Source organism: Rhodococcus sp. C-2, from assembly GCF_027854095.1.
Classification (GTDB): domain Bacteria; phylum Actinomycetota; class Actinomycetes; order Mycobacteriales; family Mycobacteriaceae; genus Rhodococcus_F; species Rhodococcus_F qingshengii.
Genome location: NZ_JAQGFI010000002.1, coordinates 1 through 19,218, shown reverse-complemented (window position 1 = coordinate 19,218; position 19,218 = coordinate 1). Strand labels below are relative to the sequence as shown.

The following is a 19,218-nucleotide window of genomic DNA, read 5'->3' as shown; positions in this document are numbered from 1 at the left end:
GTCATCACCAGAAACCAACGAGGAGATCGATCAATGGGTAAGCCGATTGCCAGTGTGGCCGGAGGTCGGCAGTCCGTCCTTCTCGGGCTCGGCGTTCACCGCCCGGAGCGAGTCGTGACCAACGACGAGATCTGCGAGCTGATCGATTCCACCGACGAGTGGATCCAGACGCGATCGGGTATCAAGTCGCGCCGGTTCTCCGGCGAAGGTGAAGGCATCCTCGCGATGTCGATCAGCGCGGCGCGTAAAGCACTGGACGTCAGCGGCATTGCCCCTGAGCAGATCGGCGCCGTGATCATCGCGACGTCGACGTGGGACCTGCAGACTCCTCAGGCTGCGTCCATCGTCGCCCACGAGCTCGGCATCAAGGGTCCGGCTGCATTCGACGTCGCGGCAGGCTGCGCCGGTTTCTGTACCGCCCTTGCGGTGGCCAGCGACCTGGTTCGCGGCGGCACGGTTGATCACGTACTCGTCGTCGGCGTCGAGTTGATGAGCGAGGCCACCGAGCCCACCGATCGCAGCGTTCGCTTCATCTTCGGTGACGGCGCAGGCGCAGTTGTCGTCGGCCCGAGCGACACCGTCGGAATCGGCCCGGTCGAGTGGGGTTCGGACGGCAGCCAGTCCGACGCCATCGTTCAGGAGCCGAGCTGGCTCGACTACACCAAGAACCCGACCGGACCTCGTCCGTGGATCAAGATGGCCGGTACCGCGGTGTTCCGCTGGGCTGCCTTCGAGATGGGCAAGGTCGCCACTCGCACCCTGGAGAAGTCGGGGCTGGGTATCGAGGACATCGACGCTTTTGTGCCGCACCAGGCAAACCAGCGCATCAACGAGGTCATCGCTCGCAGCATGAAGCTGCCCGAGGGCTTCCCCGTCTCCAACGACATCGCCGAGACGGGCAACACGTCCGCGGCCTCGATCCCGCTCGCCATGGAGCAGATGCTGCGCGACGGCCAGTGCAAGCCGGGCGACAAGGCATTGCTTCTCGCCTTCGGTGCGGGTCTGTCCTTCGCCGGTCAGGTTGTCGTCATGCCGCCGTTGGCTGGAGCGGAATCCGCCTGATTGTTCCTTACGGAAGGGCGCCTCGAACCCACGGTTCGGGGCGCCCTTCCGTTTCCGTCCGGATCGTCGAACGTCTGCGATGTGGCACTCTGGCGAGATGGTCGAGAACGTGGGGGAGTCCGAACGGGAGTCCGAACGTAATGGTGTGACGGGCGGCAGCTTGGCGAAGATGGGCGGGCAAGTGGCGCTCGCCAGCACGGTCAGTCGGATCACCGGCTTCGTCCGCACCCTTGCCCTTGCCGCGGTCCTGGGCATCGCCCTGGTCAGTGATGCGTACAACGCGGCCAACAGCTTCCCGAACATGGTCTATCAGCTCCTCCTCGGCGGGATTCTCGCCAGCGTCCTGCTTCCGTATCTGACGCGGCAACGGAGCCGTGGGCGGACGCTCGAACGAGAGCAGACGCAGCGCGTTCTCACCGTCGGAGCGCTGGCTCTTGCGCTCGTGACGGTAGTGGCCGTGGTGTGCGCGCCGCCTCTGGTCTCGGCCGTGATCGATGATCCGGCTCAACGAGAGCTGACGACGCTCTTCGCGTACTTGCTTCTTCCGGAGATCTTCTTCTACGGCGTCACGGCGATGATGACGGCTGTGCTCAGCGTTCGATCGGTATTCGGCGCGCCGGCCTGGGCACCGGTGATCAACAACGTCGTCCTTCTGGTGACGGTCGCGGTCTTCCTGTGTATCCCGGGACCGGTGGCTCTGACTCCCGAGTCGATGACCACCGCGCAGGTTCTGGTGATCGGTATCGGCACTCTGCTCGGGATCGTGGCGCAAACCGCCGTCGTTGCTCGAGCGCTGCACCGCAACGGGTTTCGGTGGCGCCTTCGCGTGCGCGTCGTACCGCACACCTGGCGACCGGTGCGCGTCGGGGCGCCGTTGCTCGGCTGGGTACTTGTGTACGTCGTTGCCGGCCAGATCGGTGTGTGGGTGACGATGAAGGTCACTCTCTCCCGTCACGTCTACTCGATGTACACGCACGCGGATCTGCTGTTTCAAGTGGCGTACGGCATTCTCGGTGTGTCGTTGTTGACGGTGCTGATGCCGCGGATCGCCAGGTCGGTTGCTGCGGGTGACGACGTCGGCGTCGTATCCGATCTCGGCCGGGGAGCCCGGTATTCTGTGGTGGCGCTGATCCCGGTGACTGTGGCGCTCATGGTGTTCGGTCCCTCGTTGACCACCTTGATCTTCTTCGGCCGGGTCGACGGCAGCAGTGCCCGGTTGATCGGGACGGCCGTTGCGGTCAGTGCATTCGGGCTGGTGCCCTTTGCGATGGTCATGCTTCAGCTGCGAGTGTTCTACGCCGACAACAACACCCGAACTCCCGCGGTGATCGCCCTGGTGATGGTGGTCGCCAAGACTGCGCTCGTCCTTCTTGCGTCACTGTCGGCGAGTGACGAAAGGCTGGTCCTGGCCGTCTGTGCCGCCGGCTCGTTCTCCTACGTGTGTGGAGCGGTACTCGGCCACATCCTTCTTCGAAAGCGATACGGGCTGTTGGGATTCCGTCGCGTGCAGGCCACCGTCGGAAGGATTTCGGCGGCGGCAATTCTGGCAGGTGGTTGTGCGCTCGCTTTGGTGGTGGCGGTTCAGAACCGAGTTCCCGAGCCCAGGCTTGCTGCTGTTATTTCATTGTCGGCGGGTGCGGCCGTCGGTGCCGTCGTCCTGTTGGGTGCATGCAAGGTCGTCGGTGTTCCCGAGATTCGCCGGGCGCGAACCCTACTGCTGTCCTGAGGACAAGAGCGGTACCAGCAGTTCGTCCGGAGTGAGGGCGCCGTGCTGTCCACGGAGTCCGGACAGTCCCGATTCGACAGATCGACGTACGACGGCCACGTCCCCGGATGCAATGGCGATGACGTCACCGATCCGGCCGTGATACTCGGAATGCACTGCAGACCCGAACAATCCTGCGACTATGCCCTCGGACCTCGTTCCGATCCACATGCGGTCACCCAGTTCGGCGCGCCAGCGGTCCGCAACATCTTGTGCAGCGCCTTCTCGGGTGTGGATGTGACGACATCTAGGTTCACCGGCAAGAGCGAGTACATCTTTGGACAGAATCGGAGTGTTGTCGAAGTCGATCTTGTTCTCGTCCGACACGTCGACCATTCCGTGGTCTGCCGTCACCAGCAATCTCACGTCCGGACCGAGAGCCGCGGCGAGTTGCTCGACCAGTCGATCGACCAGCATCAGTTGGAAAATCCACGGCTCGGACTCGGGTCCGTAGACGTGGCCGAGTGCATCGATCTCGCTGATGTAGCAGTACGTGAACGTGCGGTCGGCAGATTTCGACGCCGCCACGGTGCGAGCGAGGAGGTCTCCGTATGCCTGGATTCCGGCGAACTGGGCACCGCGCATCCCGGCACGGGTGAGGCCGCTGCCGTCGAACTTCGACGGTACGACGGTTGTAACGGTGATGCCGGCTGCGGCGGCGCGATCGAACGTCGTTGCCTGCGGCTGCAGGGTCTCCGGGACGATGGAGTCGGTCTGAGATTCCTTCTTGCCCGCGCTGTGCCAACCCAGCCAGTTGAACACCGAATCGGCTTCTTCGACGTAGGACTGGTAGCCGGTGATGCCGTGCGCTCCCGAAGGCAGACCGGTCCCCAGTGAGACGATGCTGGTGGCCGTCGTCGTGGGGAAGCCTGCCCGGATGGGCGTTCCGATCAGTGAATTCAGGAATGGTGCATGTTCGACGTTGCGGGCGAGCAAATTCGCGCCCATCCCGTCTACCAGCAGAATTACGGTCTTCTTGCTGGGCTGTAGATCGAGACGGTTCGCTTCGCCGCTCACTCCGAGAGAAGCGAGTACCGACGGCGCAAGCGTCGACAGAGTCGGCTGCGAGTACACATCGAGGAGAGGGGCGGGGGCGGGCATCCCATGAGATTAGGCGTTGGACGCAGAAAACTGCATACCTTCTGGGCGAGTGTTCAAATCTGTGCGGTCAAATCCGGACTTTCCAGATGATCAGCGCGCAGAGACCGCGGACCGGTGCGGCCTCCGCGCGGAGAGTCATTCCATGATCGTGGAGATCTGGAACTTGGCACCTAGTGGATCGGCCACCGACGCGAGACGACCGAAGGGCGTGTCCTCGGGATCGCGCAAGACGCTGCCGCCGAATTCGACGACCTTGGCGACGGCCGCATCGGTGTCGTCCGCCCCGAAGTACACCTGCCAGAACGACGGCGCCTCTGCCGGGAGGAACGAGCTGGCATCCATCAAACCGGCGACGACCGTGTCGCCCTGCTTGGCCTGTGAGTACCGGAACTCGTCGCTGTCACCGATCGACTCGTAAGTCCAGCCGAACACGTCGGTGTAGAACGGCAGGACCGCGGCGTAGTTCTTGGACAAGGTCTCGTGCCAGACCGGCGCTCCGGCCTCGCCGACCAAACCGAAGCCGTGGTGCTGATCTGCCTGCCAGATGCCGACGACGGCACCGGCCGGATCGCCCACGATCGCCATGCTGCCCTGAGGACCGACCTGCATCGACGGCATCATGATCATTCCGCCCGAGGCTTGGGCCTTGGACGCCGACGCTGCCGCATCAGTCGAGGAGATGTAGGTGGTCCACACGTTGCCGTAGGGGTTTCCCTCCTGCTGGGGTCCGAGCCCGGCGATGGGCTGCCCGTCTTTGCTGAAGATCGCGTAGCCGCCGTACTGCGGGTCGTCGTTTGTGCCAGCCTGCCAGCCGAACACGTTGGTGTAGAAGGATTTGGCAACCTCGGTGTCGGAGCTGGTGAGGTCGATCCAACAGGGTGTTCCGTCGAGCGCTGTGCGTGCGGGCATCTGAAAACTCTCCTTAACCGAAACGGATACACAAGCAGGGGAGGCGGAAATGCTTGGCCGAGGAAGGCCTGAATCTCACGCTACGCGCGTACCCCGACACATTCCCAGGGTTCGAGAGCTTTGGGGTATGTGTCCGTTTCGCGTTCCCCGGTGGGCCGGACCTGCCAACGTAGACGACCGCCGAATCGTTCTTGATACTCCGAAGTTGATGGGGCACTTGCTCGATCGGCAAGGGCGTTCCACCGGGGAGTGTTGGTACGTGTCAGCTCCTGATCAGCCCCGTGCGATCGAGCCACGCGAGCGCATGACGGGTGAACTCGTCCGGAATCTCCAATTGTGGGGTGTGGCCGGTGTCGCCGAGAATGATGGTGGTCCAGTGTGGATGTGCAGCAGCGGCTGCCCGTGCGGCCTCGACCGGGACAAGCCGATCGCGATCGCCGTGCATCAGGAGCGTCGGAGTCGTGATCTCTCGCAATGTCTTTCGATAGGAGGCAGGACGGGCGAGGGTCATCAGCAGTGACCGTGCTGCCTGAAGGAATTCGGCATCCTGGGTAGGTTCGTTGCGGCGAATCGCCGTCAAGGCAGCGCCCGCGTCGAGGACCGCGGGGTCGGCTCGCGTCGGATCGGCAAAACACAATCTGGTCATCTGAGCGGCCAACTGCCGGTCTGACATCTTTCGGCGTCCGAAGCCGAGAACCTGCTCACCGACGTACGGCATCGAGTAGAGCGCGAATTGGGCGGCGACGGTCAGATCGGGAAGTTGGACGGGCAGGGGGAGCGCCGGATCCACCAGGACCAGGCCGGCGACTGATTCGGGACTGGCATGGGTCGACATTGCCGAGACCATTCCGCCCATGGAATTGCCGAACAGGACGGCGGGCTCACCCACCACTGTGTCGAGAAAGCGATTCAGAAGTACTGTGTTGGCATCGACGCCGGTGTGTCGCCCACGGGCAGAGGTGAGTCCGAATCCGGCGAGGTCAAGTGCGTACACGCGCGTGCGCGCCGCCAGCGCCGGTGCCACCCGCACCCAGTTCAGGTGCGAGCCGCCCAGACCGTGAACGAGCACGATGGGCGGCGCTCCGCTGGGACCGCCGAAGTCGATCCAGTGAACGTCACCGCCGAGATCGGTGATGTTGCTTGTCCCGCCCCACGGGTGTGTGAGGGTGCTTCCGTCGACGAGTTGGGCCGAAACAGCGGATTCCATACCTGCCAGGATGCACCGAGGTGTCGTCGTAGTCACGCACTCGTTCCGGTTCGGGATCCGAATATGTGTCATCGATCACGGCTTCTCAAGAAGCTCAGGAAACGGGCAAAACGGAATTTGACTGGTGTTCAGCACTTTTCGAGGCTGTCGCCGCTTTCCGACGGCCGTGGCGCGCGTCCGGCGGAGGTCGGTTCGGGCATACTGAAAACCATGTGGTGGATGGTCGGGCTCATTGTTCTGGCCGCGCTGGTTTTGGCATCCGTTCTGGTCGGTTTCGTTTTCCGCCGCCCGATCGCCGAAGCCAAGTCGGCGGTGCTTGCCTTCGACGACGCCAGCTCTCAGCCCCAGCGCGACTGACCACCGTCGAGCGGAATTGTTGCTCCAGTCAGATACGCGGCATCCGGGCCGACCAGGAAAGCCACCGCGGTGCCGATGTCCGTCTCGCAGTCTCCGATCCTGCGGAGCGGAATACCGGCAACAAAAGCGGCAGCCTCTTCCGGGCGTGCATCTGCCCACCGCTGCAGGCCCGGCGACGACGCGTGGGGAGCAACCGCGTTGACCCGGATCCCGTCGACGCCCCATTCGCATGCTGCCGCGCGACTGAGGGCTCGGACGGATTCCTTCACGGCCGCGTAGCCGCCGTAGCCGGCAGCGTCCCAGCGGACGGCCACTGAGCTGACCATGTTGATGATTGCCCCGCCGCCGCGCTCCTTCATGAACGGGTAACAGGCTTGCATGGTTCGCAGAGTCGCGACGGGGCCGGACGTCAATCCGTCGGCAAGGCGCTCCGGAGTGAGGTCGAGGACGTTGCCGAGCGGGTTGAGGCTGGCGTTGTTGATCAGAATGTCGACGCCGCCGAACAGTTCCACCGTTCGCGCCACGGCTCCGGTGATGGAATCCGCGTCGGCGATATCCATGAGCACCGGTTCGGCACGGCCTCCGCGTTCGGCGATCTCGTTACATGTGACGACGAGTTTCGACTCAGTGCGGCCCGCGACCGCGACGGAAGCGCCCTCCTTGGCGAGCGCAAACGCAACTCCCTGGCCGACGCCTTGCCCTGCGCCAGTGATCAGGGCCACTTTTCCATCCAACTTGCCCACTGCTGTTCTCCTGCTCGTCATTTAGCGGTTGTCGAATAGTTGTCCGCTCCGTGCAATATTTGTCTCGGCGTCCTGCTGGGCGAGATGTGATCTACATCCCACTTGGTGGTACGACTTTTAAAATCGGGCGTCTTACAGATAATGTGAGCGCCGTTACACACCTGGCGCGAGGCACGCGCACACATTCCATGATGAGGAGATAGACATGGGTTCCACAGCAGACGACCTCAAGGCTTGGGAAGCAATCGGCAAGGGCATCGGCGGAGTTGCCGGTCTCTTCGCTGGTGTTATCGCAATCATTTCTGCAGTCACCGCTGCACAGTCGCTTTCCTGATCCGTTTTTCGGATAGGTAGCACTCCGGCCCGCGACCTGAAGGCATTGCCTTCGTGGACGCGGGCCGGAGGTTTGTCTGCACCTGAATATCTGTGTCTTGCAGGCACATTCAATTCTGTGATACGTCCATTGCTGCCGGAACATCCACACCTTCTTCGTGGACCTGAGGTCCGAAGTTCGGCAGCGGAGTGTAGTCGAGCATCGCCTCCGAACCGCGGTAGTGGCGGAAGTAGTAGAGCGATCTGTCCGGCCGCACCAGGCTGTCCGGTTCGCTTGTCTTCCATCCCCAGTGGACGTCTGCTCGCAAAATCTCCGACAGCCTCAGTATGTTCTTGCAACCATGGCTCTGTAGCCCAAGGCATTTCAATTCCTCGACGTCTCGCAATTGTCCGTCGCGCGTCCACCTGGATTCGTAGACCAGAGCATCGAGAACGACGCGGTGCGAACCCGCCTGAGTTACGCCGGCAAGTAGAACCTCCCAGTCCAATCCTGGTGCGTGTTGGAGGTATTCGTCGGCGTCGACGAATGCTGCCCATGCGACGGTGTCGCGGTATCGACTCACGTAATCGACGTACGCCTCTACCTGACCGTGCACGATCCGACCGTCCGCGTCGCGCGGTTGCCAGTCGACGATCGTCACCGGAAGGTCGTGCAGTTCTTTGCGGAATGCGACCTGAACTTCACTGTCCGACATCGATCGGGTGAAGGCGCCGTAAGAGTTGCCTCTCTTGTCCTCGCTGCGGCCGTGCCAACGGTTGAGACTGAATGCGCTTGTCTTGCGGGTGGACCCGACGGAACCGGTGTTGTCGTAGAGAACAACCTCCCAGCCTTGCTCGATGTGGTGCAGGCACCAGTCCCTGATGAAGGGGAGATGTTCGCGGGGGAGCAGGACCGCAACCACGGCGCGGCGCCCGGCGTCAGAGCTGTTCGGATGATTCTTCGGATCCGTGATCACCCGACACACGATAGTGCTCTGCGTGGATGCGAGTTACTCAATGCTGCTCGTAGGAACGGTTGATCGTAGAACATTGACACATTCGGCTATTTGTCTCATAGTCGAGTCATGATAACTTCTGTGTCACATTCGCCACGGTTTGTACCTTCCACCGGGGAGTCCTGGCGTTCGCCCTGGGCCATGTACGACGCATTGCGCGAGAACGACCCGGTGCACAACGTTGTGCCGGAAGCTGCGCCGCGGGACGACTACTGGGTGCTCACCCGTCACGAAGACGTCTACAACGCCGCTCGCGACTACGAGACGTATTCGTCGGCAAAGGGATTGACCACTGTCTACGGTGAACTCGAACAGATCGGGATGCAGGACAATCCGCCGTTCGTGATGCAGGATCCGCCAGTGCAGTCGGAGTTCCGGCGCATGGTGTCGAAGGGTTTCACTCCGCGTCAGGTATCGGCGGTCGAGCCGATGGTTCGCGAATTTGTCGTCGAACGTATCGAGACGCTGAAAGCGTGTGGCAGCGGCGATATCGTCGTCGAGCTCTTCAAACCGTTGCCGTCGATGGTTGTCGCACACTATCTGGGTGTGCCGGAATCGGACCGTGACCAGTTCGACGGCTGGACCGAAGCCATTGTCGCTGCCAATTCGGCAGGTGGTGTGGCCGCGGCAGCGACGACGGCGCAGGCCGCCACCGGTGAGCTGATGATGTACTTCGCTTCGCTGATCGAACGCCGCAAGGTCGAACCGGGTGACGACACGATTTCGCACCTACTCGCCGCTGGACTCGGTGAAGACGGCGACATGTCCGGTCTGCTGTCGATTCTGGGCTTCGCCTTCACCATGGTGGCCGGTGGAAACGACACCACGACAGGAATGCTGGGTGGTTCGGTGGCGATGCTGACCGAACGCCTCGACCAGCGTCAGATCCTGCTGGACGATCCCGCATTGATCACCGACGCGGTCGACGAGTTGCTTCGACTCACCTCACCGGTCCAAGGACTGGCACGCACCACGACGCGAGATGTGGCCTTGGGTGGCAAAGTGATTCCGGCAGGACGTAAGGTTTTGCTGATGTACGGTGCGGCCAATCGTGATCCCGAGAAGTACGGACCCGACGCGGCGGAGTTGGACGTCTTGCGTCGACCGCAGAAGATCCTCACCTTCAGCCATGGCGCCCACCATTGTCTGGGCGCATCGGCAGCTCGAATGCAGGCGCGAGTTGCTTTGGAAGAGTTGCTTTCCCGGATTCCCGACTTCCATGTCGACATCGACGCGATGCAATACGCGCCGGGCAACTACGTGCGCCGTCCGCTCTCGGCTCCGATGTCGGTGACTCGGCCATGAGCAACGACTGGCTCGGCGAGGGGCGCGCCTTGGCGGCAGCCGAGAAGATCCTCGACAGTGCGGCACAATTGTTCGTCGAGAAAGGCGTCAACGCGGTCGGTATGGCGGAGATAGCCTCTGTTGCAGGATGTTCCCGGGCCACCTTGTATCGGTACTTCGAGAATCGGCAGGCTCTTCACGTTGCGTTCGTTCACCGCGAAGCTCGCAGGCTGGGAACTGCGATCGCGGAATCGGTAGCGACCATCGACGATCCGAGTGAGCGTCTGGAGACGGCCATACTCACTGCAGTGTCCGCGGTGCGTAGCACTCCGACGTTGGCTGCATGGTTCACTCCGGGTGATGCGAGTCTTGCCGGTGAACTTGCCAATTCATCTGACGTCATCAACGGACTTGGTGTCGCGATGCTCGGTGAACTCGGAGCAGGCACAGCGTCGCGGGCGCGCTGGATCGTGCGAGTGATTCTCTCGCTGCTCATGGTGCCGGGGGCGGACGAGAACGACGAGCGGACGTTGGTGCGTGAGTTCGTCGTTGCGCCGTTGATTGCTGGACGGGCCACCTGATCATCCCTTCCGGGTGATGTGCGAGGGCTGCGTGGGAATCGAGGACGAACCGATATCCCGACACAGGTCACCGCGAGTTCCCGAGGAGCGTAAGAGAAGATGACTACACCGTCCGAACTCGACCCCAAGCCCGCCACCGAAGCGACTCGCCTGGCAAATGCCCAGGTTCTCCGTGACCTTCCTTTCGACGACACCTTCGACTTCGAACTGATTTCTCGAGGTCTCGTGGCACCGCTCATCGATGGCGGACTGGTCAAAGGTGACAAAGGGCAGTTCATCTTCTCCTACGACGCCTACGGGTTCGCCGACGGCGATGCACCGGATACCGTCAACCCGAGTCTGTGGCGCCAAGCCACTTTGATGGGAAAGGGCGGTGGACTGTTCAAGCTGGCTGATCGTCTGTACCAGGTGATCGGCCAGGACTTGTCGAACACGACGATCATCGAGGGCGACACCGGGTTGATCATCGGTGACACTCTGATGTCCGCGGAAACAGCCGCTCTCGCGCTGGAGTTGTACTACCAGCACCGCCCGAAGGTTCCGGTCAAGGCAATCATCTTCACGCACTCCCACGGCGATCACTTCGGCGGTGTCAAAGGATTTGTCACCGACGAAGAGATCGAGTCCGGTGCCGTAAAGGTCTACGCACCAGACAGTTTCACGGAGGAAGCGATTTCCGAGAACGTACTTGCCGGCACGGCGATGACACGTCGCGGAATGTACATGTATGGATCGTTCCTGCGTCCGGGGCCACAAGGGCAGGTATCCGGTGGTCTCGGCCTGTCCACTTCGCACGGCACTTCGACGTTCGCCGTGCCTACCGACGTCATCACCGAACCGGTGCACGAAGAGGTCATCGACGGTGTGCGCGTGACGTTCATGCTCGCGCCGGGAACCGAAGCGCCATCCGAAATGCTCTTCTATTTACCAGATTTCAAGGCGCTCGGGTCAGCTGAGGACGTCACGCACACGATGCACAATCTATACACGTTGCGCGGCGCCAAGACTCGCGACGCCAAAGCGTGGTCGCACTACGTGCGTCTGGCAATGGAACTGTTCCCCGACGTCGAAATCATCTTTGCGCAGCATCATTGGCCCACGTGGGGCAACGACAAGATCTTGAAGCTGATGTCGGATCAGGCAGATCTGTACAAGTATCTGCACGATCAGACGTTGCGCCTTGCCAACAAGGGACTGACACCGGTAGAGATTGCCGACCAGATCGAGGTACCCGACGCGATCGGAAAGCAGTGGTACAACCGTGGGTACTACGGCTCGCTCAGTCACAACGTCAAAGCGATCTACACCTTCTATCTCGGTTGGTTCGACGGCGTTCCCGCTCACCTCAATCCCCATCCGCCGGTGGAGAACGGCAAGCGCTACGTCGAAGCCGTCGGCGGACCGGACGCACTTTTGACCAAGGGCAAGCAGGCGTTCGACGACGGCGACTACCGCTGGGCGGCCGAGCTGGTGAACCATCTGGTGTTCGCCGATCCGAGCAATCAGAAAGCGCGAGAGTTGTTGGCGAACACGTACGAACAACTCGGCTACCAAGCCGAGAACGGTACGTGGCGCAACTTCTACCTGGTCGGAGCGATGGAATTGCGGCATCCGCTGGCGCCGATGCCGTCCAACAACCCCACTGGCCCGGCCGTGGTCGCAGTGATGCCGCTCGAGCAGATGCTGGACTTCTGGGCAGTTCGCCTCGACGGTCCCAAAGCAGCCGACGTCGACCTGTCGTTGCGATTCGTGTTGTCGGACACCGCGGACAACGTCCTGGTCACAGTGCGCAACGGCGTGCTGAACTACGACATGGACAAGGCAGATGCTTCGGCCGCCCTGACTCTGACCTTGACCCGTGCCGTGTTCAACGAGGTGTATCTGGGAACGACCTCGCTCACCGAATCCATCAAGGCCGGAACGGCAAAAGCTGTGGGAGATCAGTCCGAACTGGAGACGTTCATCTCGCTGCTGGAGGACTTCGATCTGTGGTTCGATATCGTCACGCCGTGACTGGTCGACTCCATGATGTGGCCCGGGCGGGGGATCATTCGAAACGAGAAGGATCTCCCGCGCCGACCCGCACGATTTCGGGAACACCGGACGAATAGTCGACGACTGTGGTGGGTTCGGTTCCACAGTCACCCGAGTCGATGACGGCGTCGAGTTGGTGGTCGAGTTCTTCCTTGATCTGCCAGCCGTCCGTCATCGGTTCCTCGGCGCCGGGCAGGAGAAGGGTGCTGGAGAGGATGGGTTCACCCAACTCTTGCAAGAGTGCCCGCACTACCGGGTGGCTGGGGATACGCACTCCGACGGTCTTCTTCTTGGCGTGTGCCAGCCGACGCGGAACTTCCTTCGTGGCGGGAAGGATGAACGTGTACTGCCCAGGCGTAGCCGCTTTCACCGCGCGGAACGCCGAGTTGGTGACGTGGACGAAGTGCCCGAGCTGCGCGAAATCGGCACAGACCAGCGTGAAGTGATGGTCCGAACGCAGATGACGGATCTCGCGGATCCGATCGGTGCCCGAGTGATTGTCCATTCGGGCGCCCAGGGCGTAGCAGGAGTCGGTGGGGTAGGCGATGACCGCGTCGTTGCGCAGCATTTCGACGATCTGGCTGATCGCGCGCGGCTGCGGGTTTTCCGGGTGAACGTCGAAGTATCGGGCCATCAACTCAGCTTAGTTCAGCTTGCAGATCACGAATGCCGTTCACCGTTGAGACTGTGGTCGGCGAGCAAACCCGTCAGCTCTTCGGCGTAGGCGAGTTGCTTACGTAAGTGTGTGCAGCTTTCTTCCGCCCGGGTGTGGCAGTCGGTGACGAATTCGGTTGCAGCGGTGCGCGTTGACGCGTCCGAAGCTTCGTCGCCGAGCACTGCCAGAGAATCGAGAAGTTGTTTCATTTCTTCGAGACTGAATCCGAGCGGCTTCATTCGTCGGATTACCAGTAGCCGTTGGACATCGGCCTCGGTATAGAGGCGGAATCCTCCGGCGCTCCGCTCGGACGGAGTAACCAGACCGACCTCGTCGTAATGACGAATCGTCTTGATCGACAGTTCGGTGCGTTCGGCAACCTGTCCGATCTGCATGTTCGGCCCTTGGCCCGCATGTTCCGGCTCAGACATCACTCCCACTTTCCTCGCGCTGGGCCTCCATACTCTCAGTGACCGTCACCCAGGCGACCGGACAGGCGCAGGTGGCGCTCGGCCGATGCGTCGTCGAGCCCCACGATCTCGACATTCTTGCCTCTGGCCGCGTACTTGGTGGTGATGGCGTCCAGTGTCGCGACGGTCGACGCGTCCCAGACATGAGACTCGGACAGATCGATGACAATGTTCTTCGGGTCGCCGGCGTAGTCGAACTGGTAGATCAGATCGTTGCTGGATGCGAAGAACAGTTCGCCTCGAACCGCATAGACACGGGTGTCCTCGTCCGGATGCGCGACGTCGATCACTTCGGTGAGATGCGCGACGCGGCGAGCGAAGATGACCATCGCGGTGATCACTCCGACGATCACGCCGTAGGCAAGATTGTGGGTCGCGACGGTGACTACCACGGTGACCAACATGACCACTGTCTCGCCGATCGGCATGCGGCGCAGGGTCTTCGGATTGATGCTGTGCCAATCGAAAGTGCCGACCGAGACCATGATCATGACGGCCACCAATGCGGCCATGGGAATCAACGCCACCACATCGCCGAGGCCGACGACGAGTATCAGCAAGAACACGCCCGCCAGGAAAGTCGAGATTCGAGTGCGAGCGCCGGAGACCTTGACGTTGATCATGGTCTGGCCGATCATCGCGCACCCTCCCATGCCCCCGAAGAAGCCGGTGACGATGTTCGCGACGCCTTGGCCCCACCCTTCTCGGGTCTTGTTCGAGTGAGTATCCGTGACGTCGTCGACGAGCTTGGCCGTCATCAACGATTCGAGGAGTCCGACGAGCGCCATGGCCAATGCGTACGGCGCAATGATCGACAGTGTGTGCATGTCCAGGGGGACATCGGGGAACAGTAGCGTCGGTAGGCTCGACGGAAGCTCGCCCTCGTCGCCGACGTTGGGGACATCGAACGCGAAAACGACTGTGGCGGTTGTCAGTAGCACGATTGCCACCAGTGGAGCCGGGACGGCGTTCGTCAGTTTCGGCAGGAATACGAGTAGCAGAAGTGCGACTGCAAGGAGTGGGTAGACGAGCCACGGAACATCGATCAGGTGGGGGAGTTGGGCGATGAAGATCAAGATGGCGAGTGCGTTGACGAATCCCACCATGACGCTGCGCGGAATGAAGCGCATCAACTTTGCGACGCCCAGGAGGCTCAGCACGATCTGGAGAAGGCCGGCCAGAAGGACTGTCGCAATCAGGTAGTCGATTCCGTACTCGCGCGTCAGTGGAGCGACGACCAGTGCGACGGCGCCGGTAGCTGCGGAGATCATTGCGGGTCGTCCGCCGACGACGGCGATGGTCACTGCCATCGTGAACGACGCGAACAGTCCTACCCGCGGATCGACGCCGGCGATGATCGAGAACGAGATCGCCTCGGGAATCAGTGCCAACGCCACGACCAGTCCGGCCAAAACCTCCGTTTTGAGACGGTGAGGTGACCGGAGCGCGGCCCGAACCGAATTGTCGTTGGTGGATGAAGCGATGGTTACTGCCATGAGATTCCGTCCTGACGAGGTTCTCATACTCTACCCTCCTGTAAGGGTAGAGTATGACCGGAGATCTCGCTACGGTGCGAACTTCTGTCGAATTGTGTTTCCCCGCAGTGAATCTCGAATCGCGAGATTGATCGAGAGGGGAAAGGCCTGCGGCGGCGGTCAGATGTGACGACCAGTAACCCTTACCAAGTATTTACCTACTGTGTGGTTTTTGTTTATTGAAAAAGGGTCAACTCGGGCGCTGGCTCCGTTACAGTTCGGCGGCAAACGTCAATCAGGTTGTTCCGAGAGGACATCATGTCAAAACGCCTACTGAATGCTGCGCTCCTTACCGGCCTCCTTGCCGGTGGAACCGCTGTGGCCGTGATTCCGGCAACCGCGGCGCCCGTTGCAGAAACCACGTCGACAACGTTCCAGGTCACGTGCCGCGCAGTTCCGAGTGCGTTCTCCGGTCCTTCGTCAGACGGAAAGCCTGCTACGGTGCGGGTTTCGGCTCCGACGGTAGTCGCGCCAGGTCAGGTCTTCGACATCGACGTGGATCCGGGTAGCGTCCAGATCCCGAACGATGTGAGCGGCGCAAGCGTCAAGAAGATCTCGCGTCTGAAGATTGATCTGCCGATTCCGACCAACGCGGAGTTCGTTTCGGCGACGGTCACCGATCCGGGCAATGTTATTGCCGGGAAACCTGCTTCGGTGATTCGTGTCAACGAAGACGGCACTCCCGCAGCGGACGGTCCGATACTCCGGTTGTCCGGCGCAAACGAAGCGATCGGCAACAGTCCGTCATCGTCGTCGGGTGCGCACGGCGGGCTTGCGATCAATGCTCAGTCCGGAGCCGAGACCAACATCGTCTTTCCGAAGATCAGAATCACCGTAAAGGCCGGGCCGTCCGGCGCAGTCGAAACCAATGTGCGGACTTCGGGTGCTGCAGGTACTTTCGGTGGGCCCGAGTCATTTTTGACCTTCCTCCCTCAGGTCAGTCACTGGCTCGCGGGAACCATCTGGGCGCCCACATCCTGCTCGCCGCGCGACGCTGAGACCGGCCCCCTCAATGCCGGTGCCGGCGCCCTGGCATCCACGAAGATCGACGGGGACCTGGGGCCCGTTGATCCTGAGCCAGGCGCGGACATCGTGACTAAGCTCGAAGGACCGGCTACCGCCGCGACCGGTACCAAGGTGTCTTTTGCTTCTCACGTCGATCCGGAAAACACAACGGGAACAGTACAGTTCATGGTCGACGGCAAACCCGTCGGTGACCCGCGGCCGGTGGTTCGCGGTATTGCGCGCCTGGATCTCACCTTCGGTAAGGCGGGTACCAAGTCCGTGACTGCAGTATTCACCGCTACCGGAGACGAGGCGAAGTACACGTCGGCGGCACACGTACTCACGGTGACCGGTGACACCACAGGTCCGGTCGATCCCGACCCGACCGATCCGGGCACTCCGGGCGGTCTCGGCAGCCTCGAGTCCGTTCTGCCGCAGCTGCCGACGGGTTCGCTCGGTGGCAAGTGATCACGGTCCTACCTCACTGAACTTTCAATGGCCGAGTTCTTCTGAAAGGCAACACATGAACCCCCGCACTCTGGCAGTTTGCGCTGTCGTACCAGCACTCGCGGCCGGACTCCTCGCTGTGTTCGCGCCGGTGGCAGCGGCTTCCGATACCGTGACGCGGACAGTTTCCTTCGAACACAAGTGCCGGGTCGACGGCGCCACCGATTGGGATTCGTCGTTCTCCGACAACATGGAGGTAACCGCGCCCACGTCCGTGCGTCCCGGCGAACAGTTCACAGTGAAATTGCATCCAGGCACCATGCGTAGTTCGGATTCGGACACCGGTCGTATCAAGTACGACATCGCACTACCGCAAGGGGCAACCCTGGTTTCGTACTCCCTCGTCGGTGATTCGTCGTCGAACTTGACCGGCGAGACTGCGGTGCTGCTCCGGGTGGGCGCAGACGGAAACGCGAACCCGGCGGGTGAGTACCTGCGAATTACCGGTACCGGCAACAAGACAGTCAACGACGGTCCGAGCGCCAGCGACAACAAGCCCAAGGAAGGGCTGCAAGTCAAGGCCAACACGGACTTTCGTTTGCCGGCAGTCGAATTGAAACTTGAAGCTCGGTCCGACGAGGGAAACGCGACGACGCACCTGCGCGCCGGGGCGACGAGCCCGAGTATCAAGATCAAAGACACGAGCATGAGTTTCGGTGAGTCCCGGTGGGTCAATGCCGCTGGGTATTGTGTTGCTTCGGGCGAGGGACGCAGCGCCCTCTCGACTACCGAGGTATTCACGACCAACCAGACCGAGACGACGGTCGCTGTCGCGCTGGAGGCACTGACGGGCGAAGACGTCAAGATTGCGGCGAGTATCGACCCGAACCCGGGTGAGGGAACGGTCGAGTTCTTCGACGGCGATACGAAGATCGGCAGCGCCACAGTCGATTCCAATGGCCATGCAGAACTGGTCTGGCCGTTCCGCGACCAGGGCGAGCATCGCATCACCGCAAAGTTCTTGGGTACCAAGAAGTTCAGTTCTTCGGAATCTGCGGACAAGACCGTGACCGTCACCGTGCCTGGTATCATCGTCGTCGAGCCGGTGGATCCGACGGAACCGGAAACTCCTGGTGGAACCGGAAGCCTCGGGGACATCTTCTCGAAGCTGCCGACGGGCTCACTCGGAGGCTGAGTCACCCAAACGGCAGGGGAGCGTCGACGTTTCGGCTCGAATGCGGGTGTGTGATCGAATACTGGAATGACAGGTTCGAATCATGCCGAGAGCCGCAACGCCGGCGTTCCCAGTTTTTCTCAATGGGAGTCTCCGTCACGGAAATCGGGCCAGAACCACAAAAAGGTAGCTCACCAAAACTCGTGCCCTTTTACTACCGTGAGTTGAAGAACTGCGCGAACCGCGGGTTCTTACATCAACAAGCCTTCGAACTCGCCGCTGCGGTTCAGGTATGAACAAGGTAGGGAAAATGCGCAAGGTTAGTTTGCTCGCGTCCGCTGCAGCAGTAGCTGTCGGTGTGGCAATGATCGGGACGTCTGCGGCCTCAGCAGCGCCGGGAACGATTCCCGGTCACGGGCTGTTCGACGTGCCGTGGGAGGTGTTGCCGGGAACCTACACGACGTCTGGGCCCGTATCAGCTGACATGCCGTGCATATACGGCCGAGCGAAAGTCGACGGCGATGGTGAATTGAATGTACTCGAGTTCGAAAGCACCCTCGAACCGGCGACAGTCACGATTCTCTTGACGGATTCTCGCTTCACCACCGCATATTGCTCTGATTGGAAGCGAGTGTCGTCAGTCGGATCGTTGGATCTCGGATCACTTTTCGGGTCATAGACGTCGCCGCTCTGATTCCAGATGGGCCTCTGGCCGTGGCCACGGACCTCTGCTATCTCGGCTAACGCTCGCCTCGCGGATGTGCTCGTTCGTCTCGAGTTTCCGACCACTCGTCGCATGAGTCCATGACCAGGGACTTTAGCCCTCGGTAATTACCTACCAATCGGTATATTCTGCGAAGGTACGGACTTCGTGAACCGATGTGAGTTGGCTCCGGGGGACGTGCCGGCCTCGCAGGACCGCCCGCAAAGTCAGCCCGGTGAGGCCACCGGAGTTCGCGCATTTCGACAGATTGCCGCTGGGTCCGTCCGCTACGAGGGGAGCGGACGGACCTGACAGCACGAGAGAGTGCCATGCCTGAACGTGGTCAAAGCAGAGTGGACGCGGGGATCATTGCCGTCGTCGCAGTCATCACCGGTGTGTTCGTCGCACTGACCGGTCACGGTCTGGTTGCAGCGCTCGCCACCGTAGTGGGCCTCGCGCTCGGAATGGCGATTGTGCGGTATCTGATCAAGGGCCGCTGATCACCGCAAGAGTTCAGCAGGTCGCGAGAATGTCTGCGATGGTGTCGTGTTCGGCTTGGGTGACCCACAAACCGTATGCCGCTTTGACTTCCACTTGAGCAGTCACGTACTGGCAGCGGTAGGCCTTGTTGGGTGGCAGCCAGGTCGCCGCGTCGGAATCCGACTTCTTCTGGTTCGTGGGCCCGTCGACAGCGCGCAGGTTTCGAGGGTCGTTGGCCAGATTGGTTCGCGTCTGTGTATCGAGCTGTTGTGCGCCCTTCTGCCAGGCGTCCGAGAGTGCGACGACATGTAATCCGTAGCTAGTAGGTAGTGCCGTTGACATCATCCTGGGCTTCCTTCCACGGATTCGGGATATGTG

The 19,218-nt window shown here is 61.4% G+C and carries 19 protein-coding genes and 1 pseudogene; 11 read left to right on the top strand and 9 right to left on the bottom strand.

Going from position 1 to position 19,218, the window contains the following annotated elements; translation table 11 throughout:
* Positions 1–33: 33 nt before the first annotated feature.
* Together PCS43_RS03965 and murJ are read left to right on the top strand one after the other, a co-directional pair.
* Positions 34–1,062, top strand: a complete 1,029-nt coding sequence (locus tag PCS43_RS03965) for a beta-ketoacyl-ACP synthase III (RefSeq protein WP_003945837.1) — start codon at positions 34–36, stop codon at positions 1,060–1,062.
* Between the two features lie 97 nt (positions 1,063–1,159).
* A complete protein-coding gene (murJ, locus tag PCS43_RS03960) occupies positions 1,160–2,788 on the top strand; it encodes a murein biosynthesis integral membrane protein MurJ (RefSeq protein WP_228232473.1) in 1,629 nt (542 codons plus the stop codon).
* On the opposite strand, the gene PCS43_RS03955 is transcribed toward murJ, so the two are convergent.
* The 3 genes from PCS43_RS03955 to PCS43_RS03945 form a co-directional block, all read right to left on the bottom strand.
* Positions 2,774–3,928 (bottom strand): alkaline phosphatase family protein, encoded by a 1,155-nt coding sequence (locus PCS43_RS03955; RefSeq protein WP_209911508.1) that lies wholly within the window; start codon positions 3,926–3,928, stop codon positions 2,774–2,776. The two genes, murJ and PCS43_RS03955, sit on opposite strands and share 15 nt — an antisense overlap.
* A gap of 135 nt (positions 3,929–4,063) precedes the next feature.
* A complete protein-coding gene (locus tag PCS43_RS03950) occupies positions 4,064–4,837 on the bottom strand; it encodes a VOC family protein (protein ID WP_136471533.1) in 774 nt (257 codons plus the stop codon).
* 262 nt (positions 4,838–5,099) lie between these two features.
* The gene (locus tag PCS43_RS03945; RefSeq protein WP_037132348.1) at positions 5,100–6,044 is read right to left on the bottom strand and encodes an alpha/beta fold hydrolase; all 945 of its coding nucleotides are present in this window, start codon (positions 6,042–6,044) and stop codon (positions 5,100–5,102) included.
* 219 nt (positions 6,045–6,263) lie between these two features.
* Here PCS43_RS03945 and PCS43_RS03940 point away from each other — a divergent pair, with 219 nt between their 5' ends.
* Entirely contained in the window at positions 6,264–6,401 is a 138-nt protein-coding gene (locus PCS43_RS03940) for a hypothetical protein (protein WP_003945592.1), read from the top strand.
* Here the strand turns inward: PCS43_RS03940 and PCS43_RS03935 are convergent.
* The gene (locus tag PCS43_RS03935) at positions 6,383–7,144 is read right to left on the bottom strand and encodes an SDR family NAD(P)-dependent oxidoreductase (protein WP_042452547.1); all 762 of its coding nucleotides are present in this window, start codon (positions 7,142–7,144) and stop codon (positions 6,383–6,385) included. The two genes, PCS43_RS03940 and PCS43_RS03935, sit on opposite strands and share 19 nt — an antisense overlap.
* 205 nt (positions 7,145–7,349) lie before the next feature.
* Between PCS43_RS03935 and PCS43_RS03930 the strand changes: the two genes are divergently transcribed.
* Entirely contained in the window at positions 7,350–7,478 is a 129-nt protein-coding gene (locus PCS43_RS03930) for a hypothetical protein (protein ID WP_003945944.1), read from the top strand.
* A gap of 109 nt (positions 7,479–7,587) precedes the next feature.
* Here the strand turns inward: PCS43_RS03930 and PCS43_RS03925 are convergent, their stop codons facing one another.
* On the bottom strand, positions 7,588–8,433 hold the full coding sequence (locus tag PCS43_RS03925; RefSeq protein WP_054826164.1) for a glycosyltransferase family 92 protein: 846 nt from the start codon (positions 8,431–8,433) through the stop codon (positions 7,588–7,590).
* Between the two features lie 108 nt (positions 8,434–8,541).
* Between PCS43_RS03925 and PCS43_RS03920 the strand changes: the two genes are divergently transcribed.
* The 3 genes from PCS43_RS03920 (at position 8,542) to PCS43_RS03910 (ending at position 12,350) form a co-directional block, all read left to right on the top strand.
* Positions 8,542–9,777, top strand: a complete 1,236-nt coding sequence (locus tag PCS43_RS03920; protein ID WP_245361543.1) for a cytochrome P450 — start codon at positions 8,542–8,544, stop codon at positions 9,775–9,777.
* Positions 9,774–10,337, top strand: coding sequence for a TetR/AcrR family transcriptional regulator (locus tag PCS43_RS03915; protein ID WP_209911511.1), 564 nt, complete (start codon positions 9,774–9,776; stop codon positions 10,335–10,337). The genes PCS43_RS03920 and PCS43_RS03915 overlap by 4 nt, the downstream gene beginning before the upstream one ends.
* Positions 10,338–10,436: 99 nt before the next feature.
* Positions 10,437–12,350, top strand: coding sequence for an alkyl/aryl-sulfatase (locus PCS43_RS03910; protein ID WP_065456075.1), 1,914 nt, complete (start codon positions 10,437–10,439; stop codon positions 12,348–12,350).
* 34 nt (positions 12,351–12,384) lie between these two features.
* On the opposite strand, the gene PCS43_RS03905 is transcribed toward PCS43_RS03910, so the two are convergent.
* The 3 genes from PCS43_RS03905 to PCS43_RS03895 are packed head-to-tail and all read right to left on the bottom strand — an operon-like array spanning position 12,385 to position 14,992.
* Positions 12,385–13,005 carry an L-threonylcarbamoyladenylate synthase gene (locus tag PCS43_RS03905; protein WP_003945756.1) on the bottom strand — a complete coding sequence of 207 codons (621 nt, stop codon included), beginning with the start codon at positions 13,003–13,005 and terminating at the stop codon, positions 12,385–12,387.
* A 26-nt stretch (positions 13,006–13,031) separates the two neighbouring features.
* Positions 13,032–13,457 (bottom strand): MerR family transcriptional regulator, encoded by a 426-nt coding sequence (locus PCS43_RS03900; RefSeq protein WP_007734605.1) that lies wholly within the window; start codon positions 13,455–13,457, stop codon positions 13,032–13,034.
* 35 nt (positions 13,458–13,492) lie between these two features.
* Entirely contained in the window at positions 13,493–14,992 is a 1,500-nt protein-coding gene (locus PCS43_RS03895) for a SulP family inorganic anion transporter (protein WP_233405659.1), read from the bottom strand.
* Positions 14,993–15,289: 297 nt separating this feature from the next.
* On the opposite strand from PCS43_RS03895, the gene PCS43_RS03890 reads away from it, so the two are divergent.
* The 4 genes from PCS43_RS03890 to PCS43_RS03875 all read left to right on the top strand — a co-directional run bounded on the left by PCS43_RS03890 (position 15,290) and on the right by PCS43_RS03875 (position 18,860).
* The gene (locus PCS43_RS03890; protein ID WP_064074104.1) at positions 15,290–16,504 is read left to right on the top strand and encodes an Ig-like domain-containing protein; all 1,215 of its coding nucleotides are present in this window, start codon (positions 15,290–15,292) and stop codon (positions 16,502–16,504) included.
* Positions 16,505–16,559: 55 nt separating this feature from the next.
* Positions 16,560–17,678, top strand: coding sequence for an Ig-like domain-containing protein (locus tag PCS43_RS03885; protein WP_136471539.1), 1,119 nt, complete (start codon positions 16,560–16,562; stop codon positions 17,676–17,678).
* Positions 17,679–17,967: 289 nt separating this feature from the next.
* The gene (locus PCS43_RS03880; protein ID WP_003945774.1) at positions 17,968–18,336 is read left to right on the top strand and encodes a hypothetical protein; all 369 of its coding nucleotides are present in this window, start codon (positions 17,968–17,970) and stop codon (positions 18,334–18,336) included.
* A 353-nt stretch (positions 18,337–18,689) separates the two neighbouring features.
* On the top strand, positions 18,690–18,860 hold the full coding sequence (locus PCS43_RS03875) for a hypothetical protein (RefSeq protein WP_007734610.1): 171 nt from the start codon (positions 18,690–18,692) through the stop codon (positions 18,858–18,860).
* Positions 18,861–18,876: 16 nt separating this feature from the next.
* Here the strand turns inward: PCS43_RS03875 and PCS43_RS03870 are convergent.
* Positions 18,877–19,149: pseudogene (locus tag PCS43_RS03870) on the bottom strand (HNH endonuclease family protein); the annotation flags it as partial.
* Positions 19,150–19,218 lie beyond the last annotated feature (69 nt).

Excerpts from the sequence above, each read along its gene's own strand:
- PCS43_RS03910 (WP_065456075.1), top strand. The coding sequence starts at position 10,437 with ATGACTACACCGTCCGAACTCGACCCCAAGCCCGCCACCGAAGCGACT.
- PCS43_RS03905 (WP_003945756.1), bottom strand. The coding sequence starts at position 13,005 with ATGGCCCGATACTTCGACGTTCACCCGGAAAACCCGCAGCCGCGCGCG.
- PCS43_RS03920 (WP_245361543.1), top strand. The coding sequence starts at position 8,542 with ATGATAACTTCTGTGTCACATTCGCCACGGTTTGTACCTTCCACCGGG.
- PCS43_RS03885 (WP_136471539.1), top strand. The coding sequence starts at position 16,560 with ATGAACCCCCGCACTCTGGCAGTTTGCGCTGTCGTACCAGCACTCGCG.
- murJ (WP_228232473.1), top strand. The coding sequence starts at position 1,160 with ATGGTCGAGAACGTGGGGGAGTCCGAACGGGAGTCCGAACGTAATGGT.
- PCS43_RS03880 (WP_003945774.1), top strand. The coding sequence starts at position 17,968 with ATGCGCAAGGTTAGTTTGCTCGCGTCCGCTGCAGCAGTAGCTGTCGGT.
- PCS43_RS03875 (WP_007734610.1), top strand. The coding sequence starts at position 18,690 with ATGCCTGAACGTGGTCAAAGCAGAGTGGACGCGGGGATCATTGCCGTC.
- PCS43_RS03900 (WP_007734605.1), bottom strand. The coding sequence starts at position 13,457 with ATGTCTGAGCCGGAACATGCGGGCCAAGGGCCGAACATGCAGATCGGA.
- PCS43_RS03945 (WP_037132348.1), bottom strand. The coding sequence starts at position 6,044 with ATGGAATCCGCTGTTTCGGCCCAACTCGTCGACGGAAGCACCCTCACA.
- PCS43_RS03940 (WP_003945592.1), top strand. The coding sequence starts at position 6,264 with ATGGTCGGGCTCATTGTTCTGGCCGCGCTGGTTTTGGCATCCGTTCTG.
- PCS43_RS03895 (WP_233405659.1), bottom strand. The coding sequence starts at position 14,992 with ATGGCAGTAACCATCGCTTCATCCACCAACGACAATTCGGTTCGGGCC.
- PCS43_RS03950 (WP_136471533.1), bottom strand. The coding sequence starts at position 4,837 with ATGCCCGCACGCACAGCGCTCGACGGAACACCCTGTTGGATCGACCTC.
- PCS43_RS03915 (WP_209911511.1), top strand. The coding sequence starts at position 9,774 with ATGAGCAACGACTGGCTCGGCGAGGGGCGCGCCTTGGCGGCAGCCGAG.
- PCS43_RS03955 (WP_209911508.1), bottom strand. The coding sequence starts at position 3,928 with ATGCCCGCCCCCGCCCCTCTCCTCGATGTGTACTCGCAGCCGACTCTG.
- PCS43_RS03930 (WP_003945944.1), top strand. The coding sequence starts at position 7,350 with ATGGGTTCCACAGCAGACGACCTCAAGGCTTGGGAAGCAATCGGCAAG.
- PCS43_RS03890 (WP_064074104.1), top strand. The coding sequence starts at position 15,290 with ATGTCAAAACGCCTACTGAATGCTGCGCTCCTTACCGGCCTCCTTGCC.
- PCS43_RS03965 (WP_003945837.1), top strand. The coding sequence starts at position 34 with ATGGGTAAGCCGATTGCCAGTGTGGCCGGAGGTCGGCAGTCCGTCCTT.